Genomic DNA, 23,073 nt, shown 5'->3' on the forward strand with positions numbered 1-23,073 from the left:
GTCTTTGATGGGCCGAGGTGGAAAAAGTTGAAAGCCCTAAAGCACGTAGCGGCTTAGATCAGTAGAGCGTGACAGCTCTCCCAGATGTGTTTCAACGAAAGCTGCATCAATGGCGATTTCATCGCCTGCGCGGTCCGGTGCGTTAAACGACAGGTCTTCGAACACACGTTCGATCACTGTATACAGCCTGCGTGCGCCGATGTTTTCCACCGCTTCGTTCACTTCGGCAGCGATTTTTGCCAGCGCTTTGATACCGTCTTCGGTGAAGGTAACTGTCACCTCCTCGGTTTTCATCAATGCAGAATACTGCAGTGTCAGTGCGTTGTCGGTTTCGGTCAGAATGCGGACGAAATCGTCTTCGGTCAGGGCGCGTAGTTCGACACGGATCGGCAAACGGCCTTGCAATTCAGGCAGCAGGTCAGACGGTTTTGCAACGTGAAACGCGCCAGATGCGATGAACAAGATATGGTCTGTCTTGATCGGTCCGTGTTTGGTTGAAACGGTCGTGCCTTCGATCAATGGCAGTAAATCACGCTGCACGCCTTCGCGGGAAACATCGGCACCACGGGCATCGGCGCGTGCGCAGACTTTGTCGATTTCATCAAGGAACACGATGCCGCTTTGTTCGACCGCTTCAAGTGCCGTTTTGGTTACAGATTCATCGTCGAGCAGTTTGTCGGCTTCGTCCGCAACCAATGCATCATAGCTTTCGGCAACGGTCATTTGCTTTTTAACCGTGCGACCGCCCATCGCTTTGCCGAACAACTCGCCAATATTCATCATGCCGCCCATGCCACCGGGCTGGCCGGGAACTTCAAAACCACCCATCGGGTTCGAGGTGTCCGCCAATTCCAATTCGATCATGGTGTCGTCAAGTTCGCCTGATTTCAGCTTTTTGCGGAACAATTCGCGTGTTGCTGCGCGGGCATCAGCGCCAGCGACCGCTGTGATCACGCGCTCTTCTGCGGCTTCATATGCTTTGGCTTTGACGTCTTCACGCATATGTTCGCGGGTGTCCAAAATCGCGGTATCGACCAGATCGCGGATGATCTGTTCGACGTCGCGGCCAACATATCCGACCTCGGTGAATTTAGTGGCTTCAACCTTGATGAATGGCGCACGGGCAAGTTTTGCCAAGCGGCGCGAAATCTCGGTTTTGCCGACACCGGTGGGCCCGATCATGAGGATGTTCTTTGGGTACACCTCGTCACGCAGATCATCGCCCAATTGTTTGCGCCGCCAGCGATTGCGCAGCGCCACAGCAACGGCGCGCTTGGCGTCATTTTGGCCAATGATAAACCGGTCAAGTTCCGAGACGATTTCGCGAGGGGTCAGATCAGTCATGTTGGGCCTTAAACTTGAGAAGGGGGAAGGCGGTGCAATGGGATAAAACCGGGCATCAATCGCAGAATGCGCGCCCGAATACGTTCCCAAAAAGCACCAAGAAGAAGCAAGACAATGCCAAGAACAAGCACAGTCAGCGCGGCCCCGTCACCATCAAAAACAGTCGCGGCAAGGGCCACGATATAGCCGATCGCTGCGATCAAGAACGACCGTCGGTCGATGACAATTGCGACGACTGCAAATAACGCCAGCACGGCAAGCAAGATCATGTTTGATCCGTTGTTGTCTTGGTCCAGCAGCGACAGCGCAACGGTATTTACCAAAGCTGGTGCCGCAACGACGTGGAGCCAGAACCCGTTCGCAGACCTGCGCGTTACGCGGTGCGGATCGCTCATGTCGAAAGCCATCGCAACAGCGAAAACCAGCAGACCAAGGACCAGCGTAATCCACGCGAATGGACCACCCGCAGACAACAAAAAGAACTCACTCAGATCATCGACAGGGCCCGCGCGGCTTGCAGCATAGACAACTGCCACAATGAATAGGCCCACTGCGATCATTGCCATGGCAAAGGGCACTCGGAAACGCCACCAGTAAAAAAGGGTCGCAAGCGTAGCGAGCAATAGCGGAAACGGAACGCTGGAATAGTCATTCTGCGCGACCATAAAAGGTTCCGAAATAACGGCGGTAAACCCAAAAGCTGCGTTTGCCGCAAACATCACGGATAATGCGATAGCTGGCGCGACCATCCGGCGCTTGCGCACGAAGTATTCAGACAGCAACCACAAAAAACCGGCGCCGATGAGGGTGACCCACAACGCATAGTCTTGCAGATTGATGATCTCATCACCTAAGGCCAATGCGACAACGCCCCACCACCCCGTTGACAGGATCAACAAGCCGATGACGATAAAGATTTCGTTGAAGCCCTTAAACAGTTCAAACGGCTCATCACCCGGGTTCAGGTTTTCGCGCGCACCACGACGGCTATCAGAAAGGCTGATTAGATCAGCAGCCTGTTTTTCATTGATCAGGCCGCTGCCAACTGCAGCTTTGAGGTCGTCATGTTCGATCATGCTTTAATCGTTTCAACAGTCAGCTTGCCGTTCGTATAGACGCAAATATCGGCGGCAATCGCCATTGCTTCGCGGGCGATCGTTTCGGCATCTTTGTCTGATGGCATCAAGGCGCGACCAGCCGCGAGGGCAAAGTTGCCGCCCGACCCGATTGCCGCAATGTCATGTTCTGGCTCCAACACGTCGCCAGCACCTGTAATCACAAGCAGCTCTGTTCCATCGCTCACGATCAGCATCGCCTCGAGCTTTTGCAGGTATTTATCGGTGCGCCAATCCTTGGCCAATTCGACAGACGCGCGGGCCAATTGGCCCGGCGTCGCCTCGAGCTTTTTCTCTAGCCGTTCAAGTAGTGTAAAGGCATCTGCCGTTGATCCGGCAAATCCGCAGATCACATCCTGACCACCCGGCGACAACCGGCGCACTTTGCGGGCTGTACCCTTAATCACCGTCTGACCAAGGCTGACCTGACCGTCGCCAGCGATGACAACCTGCCCGCCTTTGCGGACCCCGATAATCGTGGTGCCGTGCCAGCCCGGGAATTCATCTTTTGTCATCGTCTGCTCCTTGCGGTTCTGTGCATATATGGCGGCGCATTTGCAGGCAAACAACCCCGTCTCGCTTGTTCAGGCGATGTAGCACGGCTAGGTTGCACAAGATGAGCGCGCGCAACACAGTCACATTCTACTTACACCCAAAGCTGCGAAAGCGGGCCGAGGATGGAAATCACAATTTCCTAGCCAAGATCACTGATGTTTTAACCCAAGCCGATCTGCAAATCGCCTACGACAACGACGATAGAACTGCGCGACTGCGGGCATTGGCACGGCCGGGCCGTGGTCTCTATTTGATGCAAGAACCCGTAAATGCGCGCGGATTAACGATGCGCAAAACCTATGTCTATCCGTTCTGGCATATTGAGAAACAGGCCGCGCGTTGGGATTGGCCAGTGGCACAGGAACCCTTCAACCCGGCAGCGAAAGACATACCAGCAGCAGCGAATTTCTATAGGTTTTGGCGGCAACGCTTGTTTGAAAAGGAAACAAACGACATTTGTCGCGATGGTTTTGTCTATGTACCGTTGCAAAGCCAGCTTTTGCGCAAACGATCATTTCAGTCATGCAGCCCAATTAAAATGATCGAGGCCGTTTTGAGGTATGACACCACACGGCAAGTCATGGTCACGCTGCACCCTGAGGAAGTTTATGGTGCGCAAGAACAGAACGCGCTCGAGGCATTGATGGTCAAGAATGACCGCTTATTCCTGCAGGTTGGTCAGATGGAGCGTTACTTGCAAACCTGCGATTATGTCGTCACGCAGAATTCGAGTGCAGGCTTCATGGGATATTTCTTTGGAAAACCGCTGATCCTGTTTGCAAAATCTGACGCACATCACATTGCCCTGAATGTCGAGAGGATTGGCGAAAAACTGGCGTTTGAAGCGGTCTTAGACCATAAACCCGACTACGCTGGGTATTTGCATTGGTTCTTGCAACAACGCGCTATCAATGCGGGCAGGCCAGAGGCCAAGACGGCAATCCGCGATGTCCTGCGGGATCACGGCTGGCCCGTTTGAACGAAAAAGGGCGCCACAAATGCGCGCCCCGTTCCGTATTGTTAAGCTGTAAATCTAGATAGAGTCTTCAATCCAGCTTTGAAGTGCAGCTTTTGGCGCAGCACCCGCTTTGTTCGAAATCACTTCACCGTTTTTGAAAACAAACAGTGCTGGAATACCGCGCACGCCCATTTGTGCTGGCGAATTTGGGTTCTCGTCGACGTTCACTTTGACGATCTTTACTTTGCCTTCCATCTCGACGGACAATTCTTCAAGTGCCGGTCCGATCTGCTTGCATGGGCCACACCATTCTGCCCAGAAATCTACAACAACGGGGATGTCGGACTGGCGCACTTCGGCGTCAAAGGTTGCGTCGGTCACTGCTACGGTTGCCATCAGGTCACTCCTTGGCGAAAATTCATGGAGGCTGAAATTAGGAACCCGTGCGCCGATGGTCAAGGTGTTGCAAGACCGATCAGCGCTTCGTGAAGAAGATCATCAGGCAAAACCATCAAATCCCCTGAATGCGTCCATAGGATCGCGGCCTCGATTTCATGATTTGGATAGATTGCGCGCAACGCTTGATGGTAAGCGGCTAATTGGCGTTGCAGTCCAAGGGGTGTTTGCACCGGGGTGTCCGGCACCAGTTTGTTGGATTTGTAATCAATTGCGGTAATTTTCTGATCCGTGATGATCAGCCGGTCAATCGCGCCATGGATGCGTCCGATCCCGGCAAGATCAGCGGTGATATCAACCTCTGTCAGTGCGTCAGCCGCCCACAACCAAGCAAGTTCAGGTTTGTCGATAAGGGCGATGATCTCTTGCACCAGCGCCTGATCGTCTGACTGGATCAGGCGCAAGCCGAGACCCAGCCGCTTCTCTGGTGGAACCATCGGCAAGTGTTCAAGCAGTTTGTGGATCAGCGTTCCACGCGCCAACGCGTCTTCAAGGTCCAATTCGGACGGATCGCCGTGCATTACTTTTGGACCACCCAAGTCCGAAGGTGAAAGTGTCGTGGCTTTTTCGGGCACAGGCAGCGATCCGAAGTCGGGAACAATAACGGCATTGGTTTCGATGGGCGCGGTCGTCACGAGTTGTGGCGCGTCCCAGTCCAATTCCGACACCCGTTTGATCGGCAAATCACCCAGCATTGCATCATAGTCACCGCGTTGGGCCATGCCGTCAGCGACGATGTTATACCAGCTTGCGTCACCCTCGCCGACATCACCTGCAGCCCCGACAATCAGCCACTTTTCAGCACGGGTCATCGCCACATAAAGCAGCCGCAGCCGTTCGCGGCTTTGTTTTGCGATCACTGCATCGCGTAGCGCGATAACCGCGGGGGCTGATGACTTTGCCGCCGTTTTCCAGATCACGTGATCGCCTGCGGGCAACAGTTCTTGTTTGACCTGAATATCACGTTTGGCGGTATCAGGCAGGATCACGATCGGCGCCTCAAGCCCTTTTGCCCCATGCACCGTCATCACACGAATACGGTCGCCTTGGCTTTCCATCTGGCGTTTGACCTCAAGGTCGTCGGTGTCCATCCAGGTCAGGAAGCCTGTCAAACTGGGCACGCCCGTGCTTTCGTATGCCAGTGCTTGGGACAATAATGCGTCGATCCCGTCCTCGGCTTCTGGTCCCAAACGGGCCAGCAATTTACGGCGTCCATCATGGCGGGTCAGGATGCGTTCGATCAAATCATAGGGGCGCAAAAAGTCCGATTTACCGCGTAGATCATTTAGAACATCGAGGGTCGGAGTGGGGTCAGTTTTGCGCAGTGCCTCCCACAAGAACGATTTCACGCGGTGATGCGACAGGGTGAAAAGCTGCTGTTCAGACCAGCCAAACAACGGCGAACGCAGGGTTGCCGCCAGTGAAAGGTCATCTTCGGGCAAGGCCAAGAACCGTAGCAAAGCGGCGAGATCTTTAACCGCAAGTTCTGCGCCGACACGTAAACGATCCGCGCCAGCGATCTTAAGGTCCGCAGCCTTACAAGCGCGGATGATTTCGGCAAAAAGCTCTGACCGGCGTTGGACGAGGATCAGAAAATCGCCTTCGGTCGCGGGGCGACGGCTGAAGGTGCCGGAATTCCCGTCTTCGACGGGCAGCGTTTCATTTGCGATAATGTATTTTATCTGCGCTGCCGTGCGCTGGGCCATCATGACAATGTGGTCGGTCGCACTTGGTTCATCGACGGGCTTGAACCATTCGCGGGTATCTTCGATCTTGGATTTCTCAATCACAGGCCACAAATCCACGCGACCGGGCATGCCTTCTTTGAATGCAATATGGTTCAAATTGTCGTCCATGCCCGCGGCGCGATCGCCTGCGAAAGTGGCATCTACCACCGACAAGATTGCCTGCGAGGACCGGAAAGAATGATCTAGCGAAGTCACTTCGAAGGGTTTTCCGATCGCTTTATGGGAATCGTTGAAATGCGCTTTCATCTGATCAAAGGCGGCCGGGTCGGCCCCTTGGAATGAATAGATCGACTGTTTTTTGTCGCCGACCACAAAGATGGTGCGTTCGCGGTCAGGGCGCGCGCCCTCGCCAGTGGCGAATTCTTGGGTCAGTTGTTCGATTACGGCCCATTGGGTCGGGCTGGTGTCTTGGGCCTCGTCGACCAGAATGTGATCGATGCCGCCGTCCAATCGGAACAGCACCCATTGCGCGACGGCTGGATCAATAAGCAGCGCCTTGGCTTTGCGGATCAGATCGTCGAAATCGAGCGCGCCCATTGCCAGTTTGCGGTGTTCGTACGCAGGCACGAAAACTTCGGCGAAATCGTACAGCGCACGGTTGCGGTCAAACGCGTCCATCGCCCAAAGATGTGCCTTTGCGTCGGCGACACGGTCCATCCATTCATGCACGGCGTCAGCGATCGGCGCCATCGCTTCGACCGCTTTGGTGTGGTTGCTTTGGGGGAAATTGACCGACTTTGAATCGCAGCTATTGGCATAGAGAAAAAGACCAAAAAGCGTCTCTAACGCAGCCCAACTAGGGATTTTTAGGTCAAGTTCTGCAAGTTGGGCAGCAATCTTTTTGTACGATGCGGCCTGATCGCGGAACGCTTCCTTTATCTCGTCTACGATCATGGCTTCATCGCCTTGAAACGCGATACTCAGGGCATCATCACGCTGGGCATCTGGTTTGAGGTCCAGCAAGGATTTGATTTTTTCGTCCGCAACCGGCGCAGCGAAAGCATCGCGCTTTCCTGCGATTTCTGCTGTGAACTTGGCCAAATCATCACCAGTGAAATGCGCAAGCATTGCGTGGACGATGTCTGCGTTTGGCCCAACCACCAATTCATCAACGACTTCTGCCCGCAGGATTTCCGCCATGCGGTCTTCCATTTCGCGGAACTGTGGGCTGACCTGGGCCTCAAGTGGGAAGCGGCGCAAAACACCTGCGCAAAACGAGTGAATGGTTTGGATTTTCAGACCGCCCGGCGTTTCGATCGCGCGGGCGAACAGGGTGCGCGCACTTGCCAGTTGGGTGTCGTCGATATGTTTGTCGACGCCAAGCTCCTGCAGTTCGTTGCGCAGTTTGTCATCCGCCATCATCGCCCAAGCGCCAAGGCGTTGAAACAGGCGGTTCTGCATCTCGGCTGCTGCTGCTTTGGTATAGGTCAGGCAAAGGATGTTCTGGGGTGATACGTCTTCTAGCAACAGCCGTGCGACACGGTCCGTTAAAACACGCGTTTTGCCTGACCCAGCATTGGCCGACAGCCAAGTTGACGTGCGCGGATCGGCGGCGTCCACTTGGCGTTGGGTTGCGGGATTGCGGATCATTTCAACACCACCGGTTCGGGGTCTTGGTTGGTGTCCCACTCGCCATAACGTGACAGGTGGTCATAGGGGCTTTGGTCGGTTTTCAAAAACAAAGCAAGGCGGGCGGTATAGCCGCGATCTTGGTCTTGCCACCGCGCAAAAAGCGTCTCTAACTCTGCCCAAACTTGATCTGGCGGCTGTTTTTTCAACGGGGCGTCAATGTTGCGCATAGCGGCATTTACGCCGATAAAGCTGGCGCCACTAACAGTCTTTCGACCGATTTCGTTGAAAGCACCGCGTTCGACCATCGCAGCCTCAAGCAGCAGTTGTTTGTCGAATTTTTCCTGCTGCGGGCCAGTTGGAACAACGCCGGTTTTGTAGTCATAAATAAGCGCTTCATCATCGTCTGTCAGGTCAATTCGATCTGCCTTGCAGGTCAGCTTGACGCCCGTCGCAGCGACTACAATTTCGCCCCATGCTTCTGTGATGCGTTTGTCCGAAAGGCTTTGCCGCTCGTCTTCGTCAGTAAGAAACTTATCGGCAACCCGGTCCATGCGCGCGATCCATTGGGCCCGAACGGTTGGCCAAGGGCATTGGGCGGTGAATTCTTCATGAGCAATCCGCATGAGCGTTTCGCGATCTGCAGGGCCGAAGCCGTCAGTGATAAATCGCTCAAGTATCTTATGCACAATGATCCCGCGTAAAGGCGCGTCAGCGTTGGGAACCAAAGGATCAAGTTGCGACAGGTGCAATACCTTGCGCGCATAAATCGCAAACGGGTCGCGGATCAGTGTTTTAATCTGCGTCACCGATAGCTGATCAGGTCGCGATGCTGGCGGTGGGCACGGCGATGGGCGCGGTTCCGGGTCTGTTCGGTGCGTGGGCGCAGAGAGTTTTGCAGCCCTTTCCGTCCACAAAGTACCACGCGCCAACATCGCCTTAAGCGCTGTTTGCCCATCTTGGTCGGGCAGTCCGTTCAGCAAGTTGGTCAAACGGTTCACCCAACGTGACGGCACAGTTTCCGCGTCAGCCGATCGCTTTGCCCGTGTGATCCAAACTTCTTTGCCAGCGATGGCTTGTTGATAGTCATGTGCCGAAAGCCCGATCCGCCGTTCGGGGAGTAATAGTCCGGCTTTGGCCCGCATCACACGGTTCAGCCATGGGTCGGGTGCGGGTGCTTCAGGCCAAACACCGTCGTTCATGCCGCCAAGGATGGTCAGGTCGACCCCCTGCACGCGTGCCTCAAGCGTTCCCCAAATCAGTATGTTGGGGTGACCCGCGTCGCGGTCGCGCACCACGCCTTCGTTGATGACACCGCCAAATAATGCAGCATAATCGCGCGGGGTCATCAGGCCGCCAGCGGGTGCTGCTTGACGCAGGTCTTCGCAAATGCGGACAGCTTCACGGCCTGCGGCCTCGGCCCATAATCCGCCGGATCCGTCAGCGTTTGGTCCCGCACAAAGGGCTTGGGCCAATGCAATATGTTGTTCCAGATATTGGCCAAGCGGTTGGATGCCAGCGTCTTCATGTCCTGTCACCAGATCAGCGAGCCAAGCTGCCCAAGCGCCGCGATCATCGGCCTTTGCTGCCCATGCAAGCAGGTCATCAGCCGTCGGAAAAGGTGGACCCCAACGGCGCAAGTGTAGTTCTAGGTCGCGGGTATGGCGCAAGTGATCACCGCGGTCGGGATGTTCGGAATGACACAAAGGGTGTTTCAGAAGCGTCAGTAGTGCTTCGCTATTCAACGCTTGCCCGAAAAGATCAGCAACATGCCGCAAGAACCGACCCGGTGGCGATAATGCCAAAGGCATACCCGCACTATCATCTGGTTTGATATCCCAGCGATCAAGCGCTGCGGTCACCTGACGGGTCAGCATGCGGTCCGGTGAAATCAAGGCGGCAGTGATCCCGTCTTCGGCCGCTTGGCGCAGGCGTAAGGCGATCGTTTCCGCTTCGGCGCGGGGCGAGCTTGCCTCGACTAACGTCAAACCGTCAGTTGCTTCAATAAGATCACCCAAGCCTGGGCCGTCGGTAAGCCATTGGTTTGTCACTGGCGCAGGGCGCAATGACAAAGAGATCAGCGCGTTTCGTTTTGAATGAACAGGGCGCGCATTTGTCCAACGCTGTATGTCGCGATGTCCACACCCGATCAAATCCATCAAACGCTTGAACCGGAACTGCGGATGGTCTTCGGCGGTCATGTTGTCATCCATCGCGTCCCAAACCTGATCAGGCAGATCAAAATCATATCCGGGCAGGATGATCGCGCCTTGCGGTAGCTTCGCAACGGCTTGCATGAACAAAGCAGTCGCACCGCGCGAACCGGTTGAACCGGCAACAATGATAGGATGCGTCGGCGGTGTTTCGGTCCAACGCTTTGTCAAGGCTTCAATGACCAATCGCTGGCGAGCTTCCTTGTCGGGCTGGTCGTTTGCAGTACCAAAAAACGGGGTAATAATGTTGAGGAATTGCAGCGTCCGGTCCCAATGGCCCGACTGGTCAGACACATCAAGTTGGGCGATAGTGTCGGGGCTGACGCCCTCGCCCTGCATTTCGTCCATTAGCTTTGCAAGGCTATCGGACAAATCATAAAGCGCTGTACGCGGTGCCAAGTCAGGCTCTTTTTCAAGCAGCTTTGCGACAAATTGGGATAGTTCTAACCGACGTGTGAGCGGCGAAACCGCTGGCGGCAAATCAAGCGAAACGGGGTCATCCGCTAAGTCTGTTACGAGCCGGATACGCGGCAATAGCCGCGCAGGGCCGTCGTCAAAAACTGCCCTGATCCGGCGCTGCATGCGGGTTGTGTTGACGTAAATTTCAACCCGCGCCCAATCGGAGGGTGATAGATTTGCGCCGCGTTCCTCTAACCCGCCGACAAGACCTCGTGCGAAATCAACGCCGGGGGGGCTCGCGAAAATCCGTGGGGTGCTGGTGGGGTCAAACATGCAGCATTGCTTCGGCCAATGGGATGCTGGAAGGCTGCCCGACATCGCACCACTTTCCATCGTAAATTGTGCCATATAGACCACCGCGCTTTGCGATGATGTCCCATGCAATGTTCATTGAAAACGCGACTTCATCAATTTCCGACAGCACATCGGTGCGAATGATTTGCACGCCAGTATAAATCATGTCCGGCTCACGGTGCAGGCGACCTTCCGCATCAGTACCGAAGTCACCCGCGCCTAAATGTCCGGAAACGTTTTTCTTTTTGATGAGAAGCAGAAGCGCCTCCATCTGTGGGGCCCATGCGTTCTGGATCACATCAATCGGGTTTGGGCCTTTCCAAACCGCATCTGTGTTCATTGTCATCACGGGGCTTTGCCCCAAAAGCGGCAGTGCTTTGCGCAGTCCACCACCGGTTTCCAATAGCGCGTCGGTTTCTTCCGAGAAGACAATATCATCGTCAGAGAGGTGTGTTTTTAGCAGTTCTGGCAGGTAATGCAGGTTAACAACTTTCGGTCCGACTTTGGCCGCATTCGCGATCTGCAACGCATGATCAATCAGGGGTTTGCCGGCAACTTTGATCATCGGCTTGGGGCAGCTGTTGGTCAATGAGCCCATGCGCGTCCCCTTGCCGGCGGCGAAAAGCATGATTGGCATCGTCACGGCTTAAGGCCCGCAAGCAGGGTCGTGGTTGGTTCCGGTACGGTGTCGAAAATAACCTGCCGCAGTTGATGCAATGCTGGATCAGCAAGGTCGGACTGGATATCACTCCAGACGCGGGGGATCAGGTCAAGATAGCGAGGCTTGCCCAGCTTCAGTGACAGCCGCCCGAAAATGCCAAGAATACGCAGGTTTCGCTGGATTGCGATGCAGGCCAATTGCGTGCGGAAATCTGGACCCGCCCCCGTTTGTTCGCCGAAATACGCAATCATTGCTTCGACGGTTTCAGGCGCGACATCGCGGCGCGCATCACGCAGCAAAGAAACCAAGTCATATCCTGCAGGTGCAACAAAAGCGTCTTGGAAATCTAACAAACCGACGCAGTCTAGTCCTTCGTGTGCATCACGCCAAATCAGATTTTCCGCATGGAAATCGCGCAATGCAATTGTGTCGGCGATGGGCGCATGTGCATTTAAAGCCACAAGCATCTCGCGTTGAAGGTCCGCGACATTGGCGCGACTGTAGAATTCTCCGACAATTTCCAACATCTCTGCGCCAGTTTGGGCGGTCATTCGCTCCATGTTGTCCGGCGGTGGGATGTGGTGCAGTTTCACGAGCACATCAACCGATGTCCGGTAAAGCGCTTTTTCTTGGGTTGGGTGCTGGCGCAACCATGCGGCCACATCTTGTGTCCCAAGATCTGAAACAATCATCAACCCGTTGTGCGGGTCATGGGCAAGGATGTGCGGGGCGCACAATCCATTGGCCAGTAGCAGTTGCGCGATGTTGGCAAACGGAACGGTACTGCCGCCCAATTCAGGTGCGTCGTCCATCAAGATGACGGTTTGTGTCCCGTCCGTTAGCCGCCAGTAGCGGCGCGCAGATGCATCGCCGGGAACCGCGACTTTTTGCCAGTCTTTCCAAACGGTTTTGGAAACGAAATCTTGGATCAAGGCTGTACGATCAGACATGCAAATTTCGCAGTTTGGCTGCCCAATGATCAGAGCCTGACACGGTGATCTGGTGGGCGTCTTTGAGGGCGGAAAATGCCAAATGAAGAGCGTTTGAAGGTGCAACAGCCCCTAATCTGTCAGGCCATTCGATAAGGCAAATCGCTGTTTCAAATGCTTCTTCAAGCCCAAGTTCCAGTGCTTCATCAGGATGGGTCAGACGGTAAAGGTCGCAATGCCAGATATCGCCGTCTGGCGCTTCGTAAATTTGGACCAGTGTGAAAGTGGGTGAAGGCACGTCTTCCATGCGGCCAAGCCGCGCGCGGATCAAAGCACGTGCGAATGCGGACTTTCCAGCACCGATCTCGCCCTCAAGCAATAGAACGTCACCCGCTGACAGCAGGGGTGCTACTTGGGTAGCGAAAGCAGCGGTCGCGGCTTCGTCTGGAAGGTGCTTTGAAAACAAGGTTGGGGCCATGCGCCCACACTATGGCGTTGCGCATCTGCTGCAAGCGTAAATCAGATTTTGCGGGCCAATAACGCTGGATCAACTTGTGTCAGTTTTTGAATGACGGGCCGCATTGGTGGGGCGATGACAAATCGCACCATCGTCATGCCGCCCGCAATGGGCATTGCGTGGCAGCGCACATGCCGCCCATCCACCAACATCGCGTTTTCTGACCAAGGTTTGCGTTGGCCTAACCGTTGAATAAAGGTCTGCATTTCGGTCCAAACGGGCGATGCGATGCAGCTATCTTGCCAAACGGAAACCTCGGTTTTGACATCACGGTGATCCAAAAGGAGTTCGGATTGGGTGGACCAGAGTTTGCTATATGCATTATTGGAAACCACCATCGTCCCCGTTCCTGAAAAGACAGCAATGGCATCGGGGAGGGTATCAAGAACAGCTTGCCCCGTTTCGATGTCGGACCGAAAGCGACGGGTCAATGAAACCTCTGCGGTGATGTCTTCGAACAAGATCGCAAAGGCCCCATCGGGGTGCGGGCGGCCAGTGACGCGGTAGGTTTGCCCGTCTGGCAGCGCCCAATTCGCGGTATAAGTGCCGTTTTTTGCACCCGCTTCGACAGCAGTGAACTCTTCGCGCCAGGAGGTGTAGTTCTTTGGCTCGGGCATCATCCGCAATTCGCGCAAACGGTCCAAGACGGTATCAATTGTCGGGCGTCCACTTAGGAATGTGACCGGTAGCTTGGTCATATCGTGCAAGGCAGGATTGAATGTCGCCAGCTGACGGCCCTTGTCAAAGATTGCCAACCCGATTGAGAGGTCAGCAAAGGTTTTGCCGAGCGTTTGAACAAAGTTTCGACGGTCCTGTTCAGCCAGAACAAGCGCCGTGGCGTCGTCTGCGAAGTGCAAAAGGTGCTCATCGCGGGCCACAGTTGTGACGTCAAACCACTGTTTTATATCGTCCGATCTTGCGACTCTTTGCTGTTTTTGAAGCTTACCGCCCATATCAGTGTCAAGTTTGAGAAACGGCACATCAATCTGCTGGTTTGCAAGGTTGTTGTAGGCGGTGTTCGACCACGTGATGTCGCCGTTGTTGTCCTGTTGCCAGACCAGTTGCGGCGAAAACTGGCGAATGTCTTGCGTCAATGCCGCGGCACGATGCGTCGCTTGACTGTCGGGCGGGACAAGGGATTCGCGCCCCCCGTACAGTTGAAACCGCATGGTGCCGTGCAGATTGCTGACATCCAATGCGACTGAATTGTCCAGAATGCTTGTCATTCGACCAGACCAACCCGGGCTTTCGGCAAGGGCAGCGCGGAGCTCGGGAAAACCGGTTTCAAGCGCACCCACGAGGTCTGAAATTTCTTGTATATCATGACCCAAAACGTCAAATGCGTCCGGTGTTGCGTCCAAGAGCGTGGCGTCACGAAACAGTACTATAACTTCTTTTTTGGGCGCCGAACTGCGTCTGGCGCGATGCTTTTTGCCAAAACCAAGTATGATTACAATGGCCCACGCGCCCAACATCGCGATCAGCGAAATGCTTGTCAAATCAACGAAGGTCATCTTTTTTGCAGCCCCATTCTGAACATGGCAAGGGACACAATCGCTGATGAAAGTTAAAGCGTTGTTAATCTTGGTTCGATATTCCGCGCTAGAGGTCGAATTTCTGGTTCTCACCCAAAGGTGCGCTGTTCCAATCAGCGTCGTCTAGCAGTGCATTGCGTGGCCAAATGACCTCTACAATGGCCCCGCCCGTGGGATGTCCTGTCCAGCTTGCATGGCCGTGCCGCCTACGATTTGAAAACGCGAGTTTCGCGCCTGAACGTTCAAGCAGGGTCTTGGCAATGAACAACCCTAGCCCCATTCCTTCGTAACCGGGTCTGTTCGCGACGTCCTCGGAAAGGCGGCGGCGGCGCACGTATGGATCACCGATGCGGCCAAGCACGGACTGCGGGAAACCATTTCCATCGTCAGAGATCTGCACGGTGATCTGATCCTGCGTCCATGATAAAGCGACGGTCACTTCGGACTTTGAGAAATCAACAGCGTTCTGGATCAGGTTACGTAGCCCATGGATAATTTCGGGGCGGCGGCTGATGACGGGTTGGTTCAGGCGGGCACCTTCGGCCGGGGCGATTTGGAACGCGACAGATTTGCCGCGATGCAAATGTGGTTCTGCCGCCTCGCGGACGACGGCTTCTACTGGTGCTTTGCGTAGCATCAGGTCATCTTTGCCAGCGCGGCCCATTGACTGGAGAATGTCGCGGCATCTATCCGCTTGCGCGCCAATCAACTGCGCATCTTCCAGCAGTTCTGGGTGGTTTTCCAATTCCTCCATCAACTCACTGCTGACCAATTTTATTGTGGCCAAAGGCGTGCCAAGTTCGTGCGCCGCCGCCGCGATAACGCCGCCCAGATCAGTCAATTTTTGCTCGCGCGAAAGTGCATGCTGGGTGGCAAGCAGTGCCTCACCCATAGCGTGCATTTCGGTGGTAACTTGGCGGGCGTAAAGCGACAGAAATACAAGACTGATAAGGACTGCGGCCCAAAACCCGAACTGGAACAAGGCGGGAAGCAACAGCACCACGCCGTCAGCATCAGTGATAGGTAAAGAATAGCGACTGATGGCTGTGGTGATGGTGACTGCCGTTAAGCCCAGAAAGACCGTATTGATAAGGCGTAGAACTGTTGCTGCAATTGTGACCGGTGCAAGAAGAAGCATTGCAAAGGGATTGTTCAGCCCACCGGTCAGAAACAACAGCAATCCAAGCTGCGCGAGATCAAATACCAGCCATAGTGTGGCTTCGGTTTCAGAGAGGCGCTTGTTCTCGGGATAAACATAGATTGAAACGAGATTGGCAATCACCGAAACCATGATCACAAGCGTAGCCAGCCCGACCTCCAGCTGCAAATCAAGTACTTGAACGGCAACAAAGATCGCGGCTATCTGCCCTACAATCGCAAACCAACGCAGCGCAACAAGCGTCCGCATGCGGACCCAATTGCTGCGTTGTTGATCTTTGAACAGCTGAAAACCAGTGGCAGGCATGGTTTGTGATCGACCTTTTTAGGTTATGTTTAAGGTATAGCTAAATATCGCGGGATCAATGCAGTGCTTTGCGGCGGCATTTGTGACCGCACGCCACCGCGTGCGGCTAAGTTGACGCATCTTACAAACGGCCTACCTCCTTACACAGGAATAGCAATGGGTCAGAATATGAATATCGAGGCATTGGATCTGGGCGAAGACAAAAGCCTCTTGTTGGTCGATGACGACGACGCATTTTTGCGCCGTCTTGCGAAAGCGATGGAAAAGCGAGGCTTTGAGGTCGAGATGGCAGAGTCTGTCGCAGCAGGCAAAGCAATCGCGACTGCACGTCCGCCGGCCTATGCGGTAGTAGATTTACGGCTTGAGGACGGAAACGGTCTGGACGTTGTGGAAACACTTCGCGCGCGTAGACCCGAAAGCCGGATTGTGGTTCTGACAGGTTATGGCGCGATTGCGACTGCGGTCGCGGCAGTCAAAATCGGCGCCATTGACTATCTGGCTAAACCTGCTGACGCAAAAGACGTCACTAATGCCCTGCTTGCGCTTAAGGATATGTTGCCGCCGCCGCCAGAAAACCCGATGAGCGCGGACCGCGTGCGTTGGGAACACATTCAGCGCGTCTACGAGCTTTGTGATCGCAACGTGTCGGAAACAGCGCGGCGTTTGTCGATGCATCGCAGGACATTGCAGCGGATATTGGCAAAGCGCAGCCCGCGTTAGACGGCTGCCCGCAACCACGCCTTTAAGATTTTGGCGCGCGGGGACAGTACCCCTTTGGGATGAACGACGAAATAGCCAAGGCCTTCGGGCTGAAGCTGCATCAACGTGACCAGCTTGCCTGACTTGATTTCATCTGCAACCAACGCGCTGGACACGACGCTTAGGCATTTGCCCGAGCGTACAGCGGACATCACCATGCCAAAGGTTGCGACTTCGTTGATCGGGCTTTGGTCTAAATCCAGTCCCGATTCCATGACCCACCTGCGGGCCTCTTGGTGCACAGTTTCGAATAACCACGGCAAACCGTTGAGGTCAGCAAAGGATGTGACTTTCCGTCCTGCAACCAATTCAGGCGCCGCGACGACGGTAAAGTCAGCCTTCAAAAGAGGTGTGGCGGTAAGGCCGGACCATTCACCAAGACCATAGCGCACCGCCAAATCAATACCGTCGCGGCGCAGGTCAAAGACATCGCAACTGGGTAAAATTGATAATGGAATATCGGGGTGCTTTGCCCAGAAATCTGAAAAGCGGGGCATGAGCCAGTTTTCAGCAAAGCTGGGTGTGACGGAAAGGGCGATGGGGCGGGCTTCTGCGTCTTGGGTGATTTGCTGAATGCCAGCGATAATCTGGGTGAACCCGTCGGTAAGCGCAGTTGCCAATTGTGTTCCAGGATCAGTTAACACCATACCGCGCCCTTGCCGCGCAAGCAGGCTTGTTTTTAGGTCTGCTTCTAGTGCGCGAACATGCTGGGCAATGGCGGCATGCGTCACGTTTAGATCACGTGCTGCAGCCGAAAATGACCCAGCGCGCGCCACCGCCTCAAATGCGCGCAGTGATGACAATGATGGAATAGAGCGCCAATCCATATGATACTCCAGCTTACATGTTGAAAATCATAATGAGTCGCGAGTGGTCTATATTGTCAATATACAAACAGCATGATCAGTTTGAAAGGAAAAGCCATGCTATCATCAATCGCACATGCTATCTTGCCAGCCAACCGCAAAGATCATTGGGACGCGCCCGATTTCTTCAAGCAAACACGTGGCCCCCGCAACACAAATGATCTCGCGCTCGAAGCGAGACGACGCCACCAAAGTGCAATGCGCGGTGTGGGAATGTGGTAGGAGTTAGCTGTCCGTGTCGCGGCTGAGCAGGTCAAACTTACGCAGCTTCACGTACAGTGACTGCCGCGACAGGCCTAACATTTCGGCAGCAGCTACGCGGTTGTTCATGGTCAGTTCAACCGCGGTTTCGATACACATCTTTTCAACGACATTTGTCGTCTCAGCGACAATATCTTTCAGCGACGCACTTCCGACCAATTCAACGACAGAGCGCATGCTTTCATCGCTGGTCGGGTGTGACTTGGGGTGGGAAGCGTCGGCGCGTGCAGCGTCGCGGATCACAAAAGCAAACACTACTTTGGTGCCAGCCATCAGCTTCGTAACCGAGATATCCACAGGGCGCGGGCTGCCATATTCGCCAGCCAGCTTTGTCGCATAATTGCGCATTTTGCCGGCGCGGCTGGCGTTCTCTGCCATCACCTTAAAATCAACGCTGCCGCGCTGCAGATATTCGGAAAAACTGCGGCCCCGCACGTTAATGTCTTGGGCAACGTCAATCATATCAAGAAATGCATCGTTGGCCGAAAGGACATCGCCGCCATCTGACACAAAGGCTATTGCCTCTGGTCCGTCATGATACAGACCTTGCATGTTGCGGCTTAGGTCATCTTCGCGCGCGTTGCTGTCGTCGGATGGGACAAGACGGCAAAGCAGGATACGGTCACCCGCCGCCCGAAATAGCGTTGGATAAATACCGATCGTTTTACCTGATCCGCGAATATCAGCCGAAATTTTCTTTTCAAGCTTGGACATCGCTTGCGAAGCAAGGTTCTCGATGAGATCGCCCCGTTTGCGACCTTCAAAGCAATCAACCAACGGCGACCGCAGCAGATCGTCGGCGGACCGGCCAAGTAAGGCGACCGCGGCGGCATTCACTTCGGAAATCTCGCCGGTTTGGGTCGATACAAAAACGATCGGCTCGCTTGTGCTCTCCATCAAAACTCGGAAACGGGTGTCGAATTCGCGCTGGGCCTCGTAGTCACGCTCTAGCGCGAGCTGGGCCTCGACCAATTGTTGCTGCATCTCTGCAATTGGCTGCAGATCACGGCCAAGCAACAAGATAGCACCATCTGGGCCAATCCGGTGGAAGCTATAGCGCACGGGCGAACCCCAGCGCATATTCTCGTCCGCATGATTCAATTCAATCGGGCGCACGTTTGGCTTGCCGCCCAAGAACTCGCCGAGGCGGGCATCAAACTTGGGGATGCTTTCTTCGGTCAGGAAATCGCGAATGTCACTATTTTCCCAGCGCGAAAGCGCCTGAAAAGTAGTATTGCTTGGATTGACTAAGACCGAAAGAACAGTGCCGGTTTCTGAAATCACGACGCCGACATCGGCAACATGCGCGATGATGTCTCCCAGGATTTCAGGGGCAATCAGCGGGATTGCACCACTATTCCAGTATTTTGCACCACGCGACGTCATAGCGAGTCCGCCTTAAAAGAGGCCATCTTCATTGCTTAGGCCCTTTTCTTGGCGCGACTATCGTCTTGCGTGCCGTCGCAAAGGCCGCAAAGCCGTAGGGCTTCTTCTGGGATGCTCGTGGCAAAGTCTGCCCCAGTGAGTGCCGTGATGGTTTCGATGGGTTCGACCTCTAAAATTGTGCCACCTATTACAACAGGCAGGGGCGTCAGCGTCGCGGTTTTCACGGCCTCGACCAACCTACGCAGCGATTCAAGCGTCTCACCGCGCGACGACGATAGGAAGACGCAGTCGTAATGCGCGCTTTCAACATGATTGGCAACATCTTGCGGCTTGCCACCCAAGACCAGCTTCACGGACAGCCCTTTTCTGCGAAGTTGCCCCCCTAAAACCAGTGCACCAAGGGTATGATACACTTCTTGGGGGACGACCAAGAGGATCGAAGCGGCTGCGGTTTTTCCGGTTCTTTCGCCAGACCAGTCCGGCCCTAGCGAGCGCAGCATTGATTGTAGCCTTGCAGACCCAATGGTCACAGTTGCAAAGCTAAGTTCATCACTGCACCACTGATCACCCAATTTTCGCGCGACCTCTGGAATATAGAAATCGGCGAGATCGACAGCGGTGACGCCATTCGCGATCAAATCATGGACAACCTGTTTGGCCGTTTCCGGATCGCGGCCAAGGACGGCATTGTGCAAGGCTGACAGAACCGTAACGTCAAGATAATCAGGCGTATCGCGCACCAAAACCGCGGCCATTTGCTGTGCCACGTTGGTCGCCCGGGAGGTATCCGCGACGTGATGTTCGAGGGACTCTGACGTCCGATGATCGTCCATTTGCTTGTCCTTGGGCTGAACCAATACTCTCAAGCGGTTTGTCCGGCATTATCTCATTGTCTGACGTGCGCGCCGGAATGTCAAATCAGATAGACACATAAAGCGGTCACGTTTTTCAAAAAGAAACAAAAAGCTATAAAAAACGGGAAACTATGACTCAAAGGGCTGCCCCCTAAGAGCGGCGGTTTGTCGCGCCAAAAGTGTAAGTTAAAGTTGACACATCCCCAAAGCGTCACTTAATCTGGACACAAGAAGCTGTCAGGGAATACTTACATGTCATCGGCCACCACGCATACGGCAAGCGCTCAAACGCTGGGACGACGACTGTACTCGGACGCAGAAAGAGTGCGCCGTGACAAAACCAAATGGACCCTCGTCCAAGGTGTTCTTGCGCCTGTTCAATTCCTGGTTTTCCTTGTCTCGCTTGTTCTTGTGATCCGCTATTTGACGACTGGTCTAGGATACGAGGTGGCAACGCTTTCTATCGTCATCAAAACCGGCACCTTGTTGTTGATTATGGTCACAGGCGCGATCTGGGAAAAAGTGGTCTTTGGGCAGTACCTTTTTGCACCCGCATTCTATTGGGAAGACGTCTTTAGCTTTGCGGTTATCGCATTGCATTTGCTTTATATTTTCGCGCTTTATGCGGATGCGTTGGGCGCGACACAGCTGATGTATGTGGCGCTCGCGGCCTACACTGCTTACGTCATAAATGCTGGTCAATTCGTCTGGAAACTGCGCCTTGCCCGTCTTGATGCAGAGGGCCGCAAATGAACGTTCCGCTGACCCCCACAAATGGCGGCTGCCGCACTGCCCCGATCTTGAAAGAGCGTGGTCAGCGTGAGGTTTTTTGCGGCCTGACTGGTATCATTTGGCTACACCGTAAAATGCAAGATGCGTTCTTCCTGGTCGTCGGCTCGCGCACTTGTGCGCACCTACTTCAGTCAGCTGCTGGCGTCATGATTTTTGCCGAACCACGATTCGGTACGGCGATTCTTGAAGAACAAGATTTGGCCGGCATGGCCGACGCCCACAAGGAGTTGGACCGTGAGGTTGCCCGTCTGTTAGAGCGCCGTCCGGACATTCGCCAACTATTCTTGGTCGGGTCTTGCCCGTCCGAAGTGATCAAGATCGACCTTGCCCGCGCGGCGGAGCGTCTAACGCAAGTGCACGCACCGCATGTGCGGGTTCTGAATTATTCAGGTTCCGGCATTGAAACCACATTCACCGAAGGCGAAGATGCATGCCTCGCATCTATGGTGCCTATCCTGAAAGACACCAAAGAGCGTGAACTGCTTGTCGTTGGCGCACTGCCTGATGTTGTCGAAGACCAGATGGTGTCGCTGCTGACCGATATGGGCATCGGCCCGATCCGCCTGCTGCCTGCGCGCCGGATTGATGACACGACCGCCGTGGGTGAAAATACTGTCTTTGCGCTGGTGCAGCCATTCCTTGGCGATACGCATGCTGAACTTGAACGCCGCGGTGCGCGCCATTTGCAAGCGCCCTTCCCGTTTGGCGACGAAGGTACGACCGCTTGGTTGCGTGTTGTTGCCGCCGAATTCGGTGTCAGCGAAGAGGTTTTTGATAGGGTCACCACCGCCCCCCGCGCCCGCGCCCGCAAAGCGATTGCCCAAGCGGCCGAAGCATTACGCGGCAAGTCGGTGTTCTTTTTCCCCGATAGCCAATTGGAAATCCCCCTTGCCCGTTTCCTGACCCGCGAATGCGGTATGACAGCTGTCGAAGTTGGCAGCCCTTATATTCACGATGCGCTTCACGGCCCTGATTTGGACCTGTTGCCCGCTGGTCCACAGATTTCCGAAGGCCAGGATGTCGACAAACAGCTGGACCGCGCCCGCGCAGCCCGCCCTGATTTGACGGTTTGCGGCCTTGGTCTTGCCAACCCGCTTGAGGCCGAAGGTCTGACCACCAAATGGGCCATCGAATTGGTCTTTACGCCTGTGCATTTCTACGAACAGGCAGGTGATCTTGCTGGCCTGTTCTCGCGGCCTGTGCGCCGCAAGGCATTGCTTCAGATGGAGGCGGCTGAATAATGAAGCTGACCGTTTGGACATATGAAGGCCCGCCCCACGTTGGTGCGATGCGCGTGGCAACTGCGATGAAAGGCCTGCACTATGTGTTGCACGCCCCGCAGGGTGACACTTATGCAGATTTGCTGTTCACGATGATCGAGCGTCGCAATCACCGTCCGCCTGTCAGCTATACGACATTCCAAGCACGTGATCTGGGTGCTGATACGGCGACCTTGTTCAAAGCGTCCTGCTATGATGCGGTCGAGCGTTTCAATCCTGAAGCGATCATTGTTGGCGCCTCTTGCACCGCGGAATTGATCCAAGACGATCCCGCTGGACTGGCCGAAACCATGGGCCTGTCTATTCCCGTCATCCCGCTGGAACTGCCAAGCTACAGCCGCAAAGAAAACTTTGGCGCGGACGAGACGTTTTATCAGATCGTCAAAACCCTTGCCAAACCGCAAGAGCGCACCGCGCGCATCACTTGCAATATCCTTGGGCCAACAGCGCTGGGCTTTCGTGCCCGCGACGATGTCGAAGAACTGACCGGACTTTTGTCCGAGATGGGCATCGACGTAAATGTGACGGCCCCCCTTGATGCAACGCCGACTGATATTGCACGCCTCCCAGCGGCGCATTTCAACGTGTTGTTGTCGCCAGAGACTGGCGAAGCCGCCGCGCGGTTCCTTGAGAAAAACCACGATCAGCAATTCACAAAGATCGTCCCGATTGGCGTGGGTGCGACCCGTGATTTTATCAAAGAAGTCGCAGAAATCACTGGCGTGAGCGGCAAAATTGACGAAACCCGCCTGCGTATGCCGTGGTGGTCGCGGTCTGTGGACAGTACGTACCTGACCGGTAAGCGCGTATTCATCTTTGGTGACGGCACGCATGTCGCCGCCCACGCGCGCATCGCCCGCGACGAGATGGGTTTCGAAGTGGTCGGTATCGGTTGTTATAACCGCGAAATGGCGCGTCCTCTTCGTGCGCTGGCCAAAGATTACGGTGTCGAGGCTTTTATCACCGATGACTATCTTGAGGTCGAAGCCGCAATTGAGCGATTGAGCCCCGAGATGATCCTTGGCACCCAGATGGAGCGCCACATCGGCAAGCGCCT

The 23,073-nt window shown here is 54.8% G+C and carries 19 protein-coding genes; 5 read left to right on the forward strand and 14 right to left on the reverse strand.

All coding sequences use genetic code 11. The features are described 5' to 3' along the window. Window positions 1-36: 36 nt before the first annotated feature. Genes hslU through hslV form a run of 3 tightly spaced genes read right to left on the reverse strand, consistent with a single transcriptional unit; the run spans window position 37 to window position 2,974 of the window. On the reverse strand, window positions 37-1,344 hold the full coding sequence (hslU, locus tag QZ197_RS02440) for an ATP-dependent protease ATPase subunit HslU (protein WP_296429677.1): 1,308 nt from the start codon (window positions 1,342-1,344) through the stop codon (window positions 37-39). Window positions 1,345-1,352: 8 nt separating this feature from the next. Further along, window positions 1,353-2,420: a hypothetical protein gene (locus tag QZ197_RS02445; protein ID WP_296429678.1), complete on the reverse strand. Its 1,068-nt coding sequence runs from the start codon at window positions 2,418-2,420 to the stop codon at window positions 1,353-1,355. Continuing rightward, complete coding sequence (gene hslV / locus QZ197_RS02450; protein WP_296429680.1) at window positions 2,417-2,974, reverse strand: ATP-dependent protease subunit HslV; 558 nt, start codon at window positions 2,972-2,974, stop codon at window positions 2,417-2,419. Before hslV ends, QZ197_RS02445 begins: the two co-directional genes overlap by 4 nt. A gap of 101 nt (window positions 2,975-3,075) precedes the next feature. On the opposite strand from hslV, the gene QZ197_RS02455 reads away from it, so the two are divergent. Beyond that, window positions 3,076-3,993 carry a hypothetical protein gene (locus QZ197_RS02455; RefSeq protein ID WP_296429682.1) on the forward strand — a complete coding sequence of 306 codons (918 nt, stop codon included), beginning with the start codon at window positions 3,076-3,078 and terminating at the stop codon, window positions 3,991-3,993. 54 nt (window positions 3,994-4,047) lie between these two features. Here QZ197_RS02455 and trxA read toward each other — a convergent pair whose 3' ends face one another. The 8 genes from trxA to regB all read right to left on the reverse strand — a co-directional run bounded on the left by trxA (window position 4,048) and on the right by regB (window position 15,818). Further along, entirely contained in the window at window positions 4,048-4,425 is a 378-nt protein-coding gene (gene trxA / locus QZ197_RS02460) for a thioredoxin (protein ID WP_296429715.1), read from the reverse strand. 2 nt (window positions 4,426-4,427) lie between these two features. Next, on the reverse strand, window positions 4,428-7,766 hold the full coding sequence (gene addA / locus QZ197_RS02465) for a double-strand break repair helicase AddA (RefSeq protein WP_296429685.1): 3,339 nt from the start codon (window positions 7,764-7,766) through the stop codon (window positions 4,428-4,430). Continuing rightward, window positions 7,763-10,690, reverse strand: coding sequence for a double-strand break repair protein AddB (gene addB / locus QZ197_RS02470; RefSeq protein WP_296429687.1), 2,928 nt, complete (start codon window positions 10,688-10,690; stop codon window positions 7,763-7,765). The genes addA and addB overlap by 4 nt, the downstream gene beginning before the upstream one ends. Continuing rightward, window positions 10,683-11,348 (reverse strand): nucleotidyltransferase family protein, encoded by a 666-nt coding sequence (locus QZ197_RS02475; RefSeq protein WP_363157878.1) that lies wholly within the window; start codon window positions 11,346-11,348, stop codon window positions 10,683-10,685. The genes addB and QZ197_RS02475 overlap by 8 nt, the downstream gene beginning before the upstream one ends. Window positions 11,349-11,350: 2 nt before the next feature. Further along, a complete protein-coding gene (locus tag QZ197_RS02480) occupies window positions 11,351-12,322 on the reverse strand; it encodes a phosphotransferase (RefSeq protein WP_296429691.1) in 972 nt (323 codons plus the stop codon). Next, entirely contained in the window at window positions 12,315-12,779 is a 465-nt protein-coding gene (gene tsaE / locus QZ197_RS02485; RefSeq protein ID WP_296429694.1) for a tRNA (adenosine(37)-N6)-threonylcarbamoyltransferase complex ATPase subunit type 1 TsaE, read from the reverse strand. Before tsaE ends, QZ197_RS02480 begins: the two co-directional genes overlap by 8 nt. Window positions 12,780-12,820: 41 nt before the next feature. After that, the gene (locus QZ197_RS02490; RefSeq protein ID WP_296429695.1) at window positions 12,821-14,332 is read right to left on the reverse strand and encodes a PAS-domain containing protein; all 1,512 of its coding nucleotides are present in this window, start codon (window positions 14,330-14,332) and stop codon (window positions 12,821-12,823) included. 88 nt (window positions 14,333-14,420) lie between these two features. Next, window positions 14,421-15,818, reverse strand: coding sequence for a sensor histidine kinase RegB (regB, locus tag QZ197_RS02495; RefSeq protein ID WP_296429698.1), 1,398 nt, complete (start codon window positions 15,816-15,818; stop codon window positions 14,421-14,423). Window positions 15,819-15,986: 168 nt separating this feature from the next. Between regB and QZ197_RS02500 the strand changes: the two genes are divergently transcribed. After that, window positions 15,987-16,538 carry an ActR/PrrA/RegA family redox response regulator transcription factor gene (locus QZ197_RS02500; RefSeq protein WP_296429718.1) on the forward strand — a complete coding sequence of 184 codons (552 nt, stop codon included), beginning with the start codon at window positions 15,987-15,989 and terminating at the stop codon, window positions 16,536-16,538. Here the strand turns inward: QZ197_RS02500 and QZ197_RS02505 are convergent. The 3 genes from QZ197_RS02505 to QZ197_RS02515 form a co-directional block, all read right to left on the reverse strand. Next, the gene (locus tag QZ197_RS02505; protein WP_296429700.1) at window positions 16,535-17,404 is read right to left on the reverse strand and encodes a LysR family transcriptional regulator; all 870 of its coding nucleotides are present in this window, start codon (window positions 17,402-17,404) and stop codon (window positions 16,535-16,537) included. The genes QZ197_RS02500 and QZ197_RS02505 overlap by 4 nt on opposite strands. Before the next feature lie 264 nt (window positions 17,405-17,668). Further along, window positions 17,669-19,090 carry a transcriptional regulator PpsR gene (ppsR, locus tag QZ197_RS02510; protein ID WP_296429703.1) on the reverse strand — a complete coding sequence of 474 codons (1,422 nt, stop codon included), beginning with the start codon at window positions 19,088-19,090 and terminating at the stop codon, window positions 17,669-17,671. 35 nt (window positions 19,091-19,125) lie between these two features. After that, window positions 19,126-19,923 carry a cobalamin B12-binding domain-containing protein gene (locus tag QZ197_RS02515; RefSeq protein ID WP_296429705.1) on the reverse strand — a complete coding sequence of 266 codons (798 nt, stop codon included), beginning with the start codon at window positions 19,921-19,923 and terminating at the stop codon, window positions 19,126-19,128. A gap of 273 nt (window positions 19,924-20,196) precedes the next feature. Between QZ197_RS02515 and bchF the strand changes: the two genes are divergently transcribed. The 3 genes from bchF to QZ197_RS02530 form a co-directional block, all read left to right on the forward strand. After that, on the forward strand, window positions 20,197-20,697 hold the full coding sequence (bchF, locus tag QZ197_RS02520) for a 2-vinyl bacteriochlorophyllide hydratase (protein ID WP_296429707.1): 501 nt from the start codon (window positions 20,197-20,199) through the stop codon (window positions 20,695-20,697). After that, the gene (locus QZ197_RS02525; RefSeq protein ID WP_296429709.1) at window positions 20,694-21,977 is read left to right on the forward strand and encodes a ferredoxin:protochlorophyllide reductase (ATP-dependent) subunit N; all 1,284 of its coding nucleotides are present in this window, start codon (window positions 20,694-20,696) and stop codon (window positions 21,975-21,977) included. The genes bchF and QZ197_RS02525 overlap by 4 nt, the downstream gene beginning before the upstream one ends. Next, window positions 21,977-23,073 (forward strand): ferredoxin:protochlorophyllide reductase (ATP-dependent) subunit B (locus QZ197_RS02530; RefSeq protein WP_296429711.1); only part of this gene is annotated, 1,097 nt, incomplete at its 3' end. The genes QZ197_RS02525 and QZ197_RS02530, both read left to right, overlap by 1 nt.

This window comes from Yoonia sp., assembly GCF_017854415.1.
Classification (GTDB): domain Bacteria; phylum Pseudomonadota; class Alphaproteobacteria; order Rhodobacterales; family Rhodobacteraceae; genus Yoonia.

What these genes read in the sequence shown, in the direction of transcription:
- hslU (WP_296429677.1), bottom strand. Translation starts at nt 1,344, where the DNA reads ATGACTGATCTGACCCCTCGCGAAATCGTCTCGGAACTTGACCGGTTT.
- QZ197_RS02445 (WP_296429678.1), bottom strand. Translation starts at nt 2,420, where the DNA reads ATGATCGAACATGACGACCTCAAAGCTGCAGTTGGCAGCGGCCTGATC.
- hslV (WP_296429680.1), bottom strand. Translation starts at nt 2,974, where the DNA reads ATGACAAAAGATGAATTCCCGGGCTGGCACGGCACCACGATTATCGGG.
- QZ197_RS02455 (WP_296429682.1), top strand. Translation starts at nt 3,076, where the DNA reads ATGAGCGCGCGCAACACAGTCACATTCTACTTACACCCAAAGCTGCGA.
- addA (WP_296429685.1), bottom strand. Translation starts at nt 7,766, where the DNA reads ATGATCCGCAATCCCGCAACCCAACGCCAAGTGGACGCCGCCGATCCG.
- addB (WP_296429687.1), bottom strand. Translation starts at nt 10,690, where the DNA reads ATGTTTGACCCCACCAGCACCCCACGGATTTTCGCGAGCCCCCCCGGC.
- QZ197_RS02475 (WP_363157878.1), bottom strand. Translation starts at nt 11,348, where the DNA reads ATGCCAATCATGCTTTTCGCCGCCGGCAAGGGGACGCGCATGGGCTCA.
- QZ197_RS02480 (WP_296429691.1), bottom strand. Translation starts at nt 12,322, where the DNA reads ATGTCTGATCGTACAGCCTTGATCCAAGATTTCGTTTCCAAAACCGTT.
- tsaE (WP_296429694.1), bottom strand. Translation starts at nt 12,779, where the DNA reads ATGGCCCCAACCTTGTTTTCAAAGCACCTTCCAGACGAAGCCGCGACC.
- QZ197_RS02490 (WP_296429695.1), bottom strand. Translation starts at nt 14,332, where the DNA reads ATGACCTTCGTTGATTTGACAAGCATTTCGCTGATCGCGATGTTGGGC.
- regB (WP_296429698.1), bottom strand. Translation starts at nt 15,818, where the DNA reads ATGCCTGCCACTGGTTTTCAGCTGTTCAAAGATCAACAACGCAGCAAT.
- QZ197_RS02500 (WP_296429718.1), top strand. Translation starts at nt 15,987, where the DNA reads ATGAATATCGAGGCATTGGATCTGGGCGAAGACAAAAGCCTCTTGTTG.
- QZ197_RS02505 (WP_296429700.1), bottom strand. Translation starts at nt 17,404, where the DNA reads ATGGATTGGCGCTCTATTCCATCATTGTCATCACTGCGCGCATTTGAG.
- ppsR (WP_296429703.1), bottom strand. Translation starts at nt 19,090, where the DNA reads ATGACGTCGCGTGGTGCAAAATACTGGAATAGTGGTGCAATCCCGCTG.
- QZ197_RS02515 (WP_296429705.1), bottom strand. Translation starts at nt 19,923, where the DNA reads ATGGACGATCATCGGACGTCAGAGTCCCTCGAACATCACGTCGCGGAT.
- bchF (WP_296429707.1), top strand. Translation starts at nt 20,197, where the DNA reads ATGTCATCGGCCACCACGCATACGGCAAGCGCTCAAACGCTGGGACGA.
- QZ197_RS02525 (WP_296429709.1), top strand. Translation starts at nt 20,694, where the DNA reads ATGAACGTTCCGCTGACCCCCACAAATGGCGGCTGCCGCACTGCCCCG.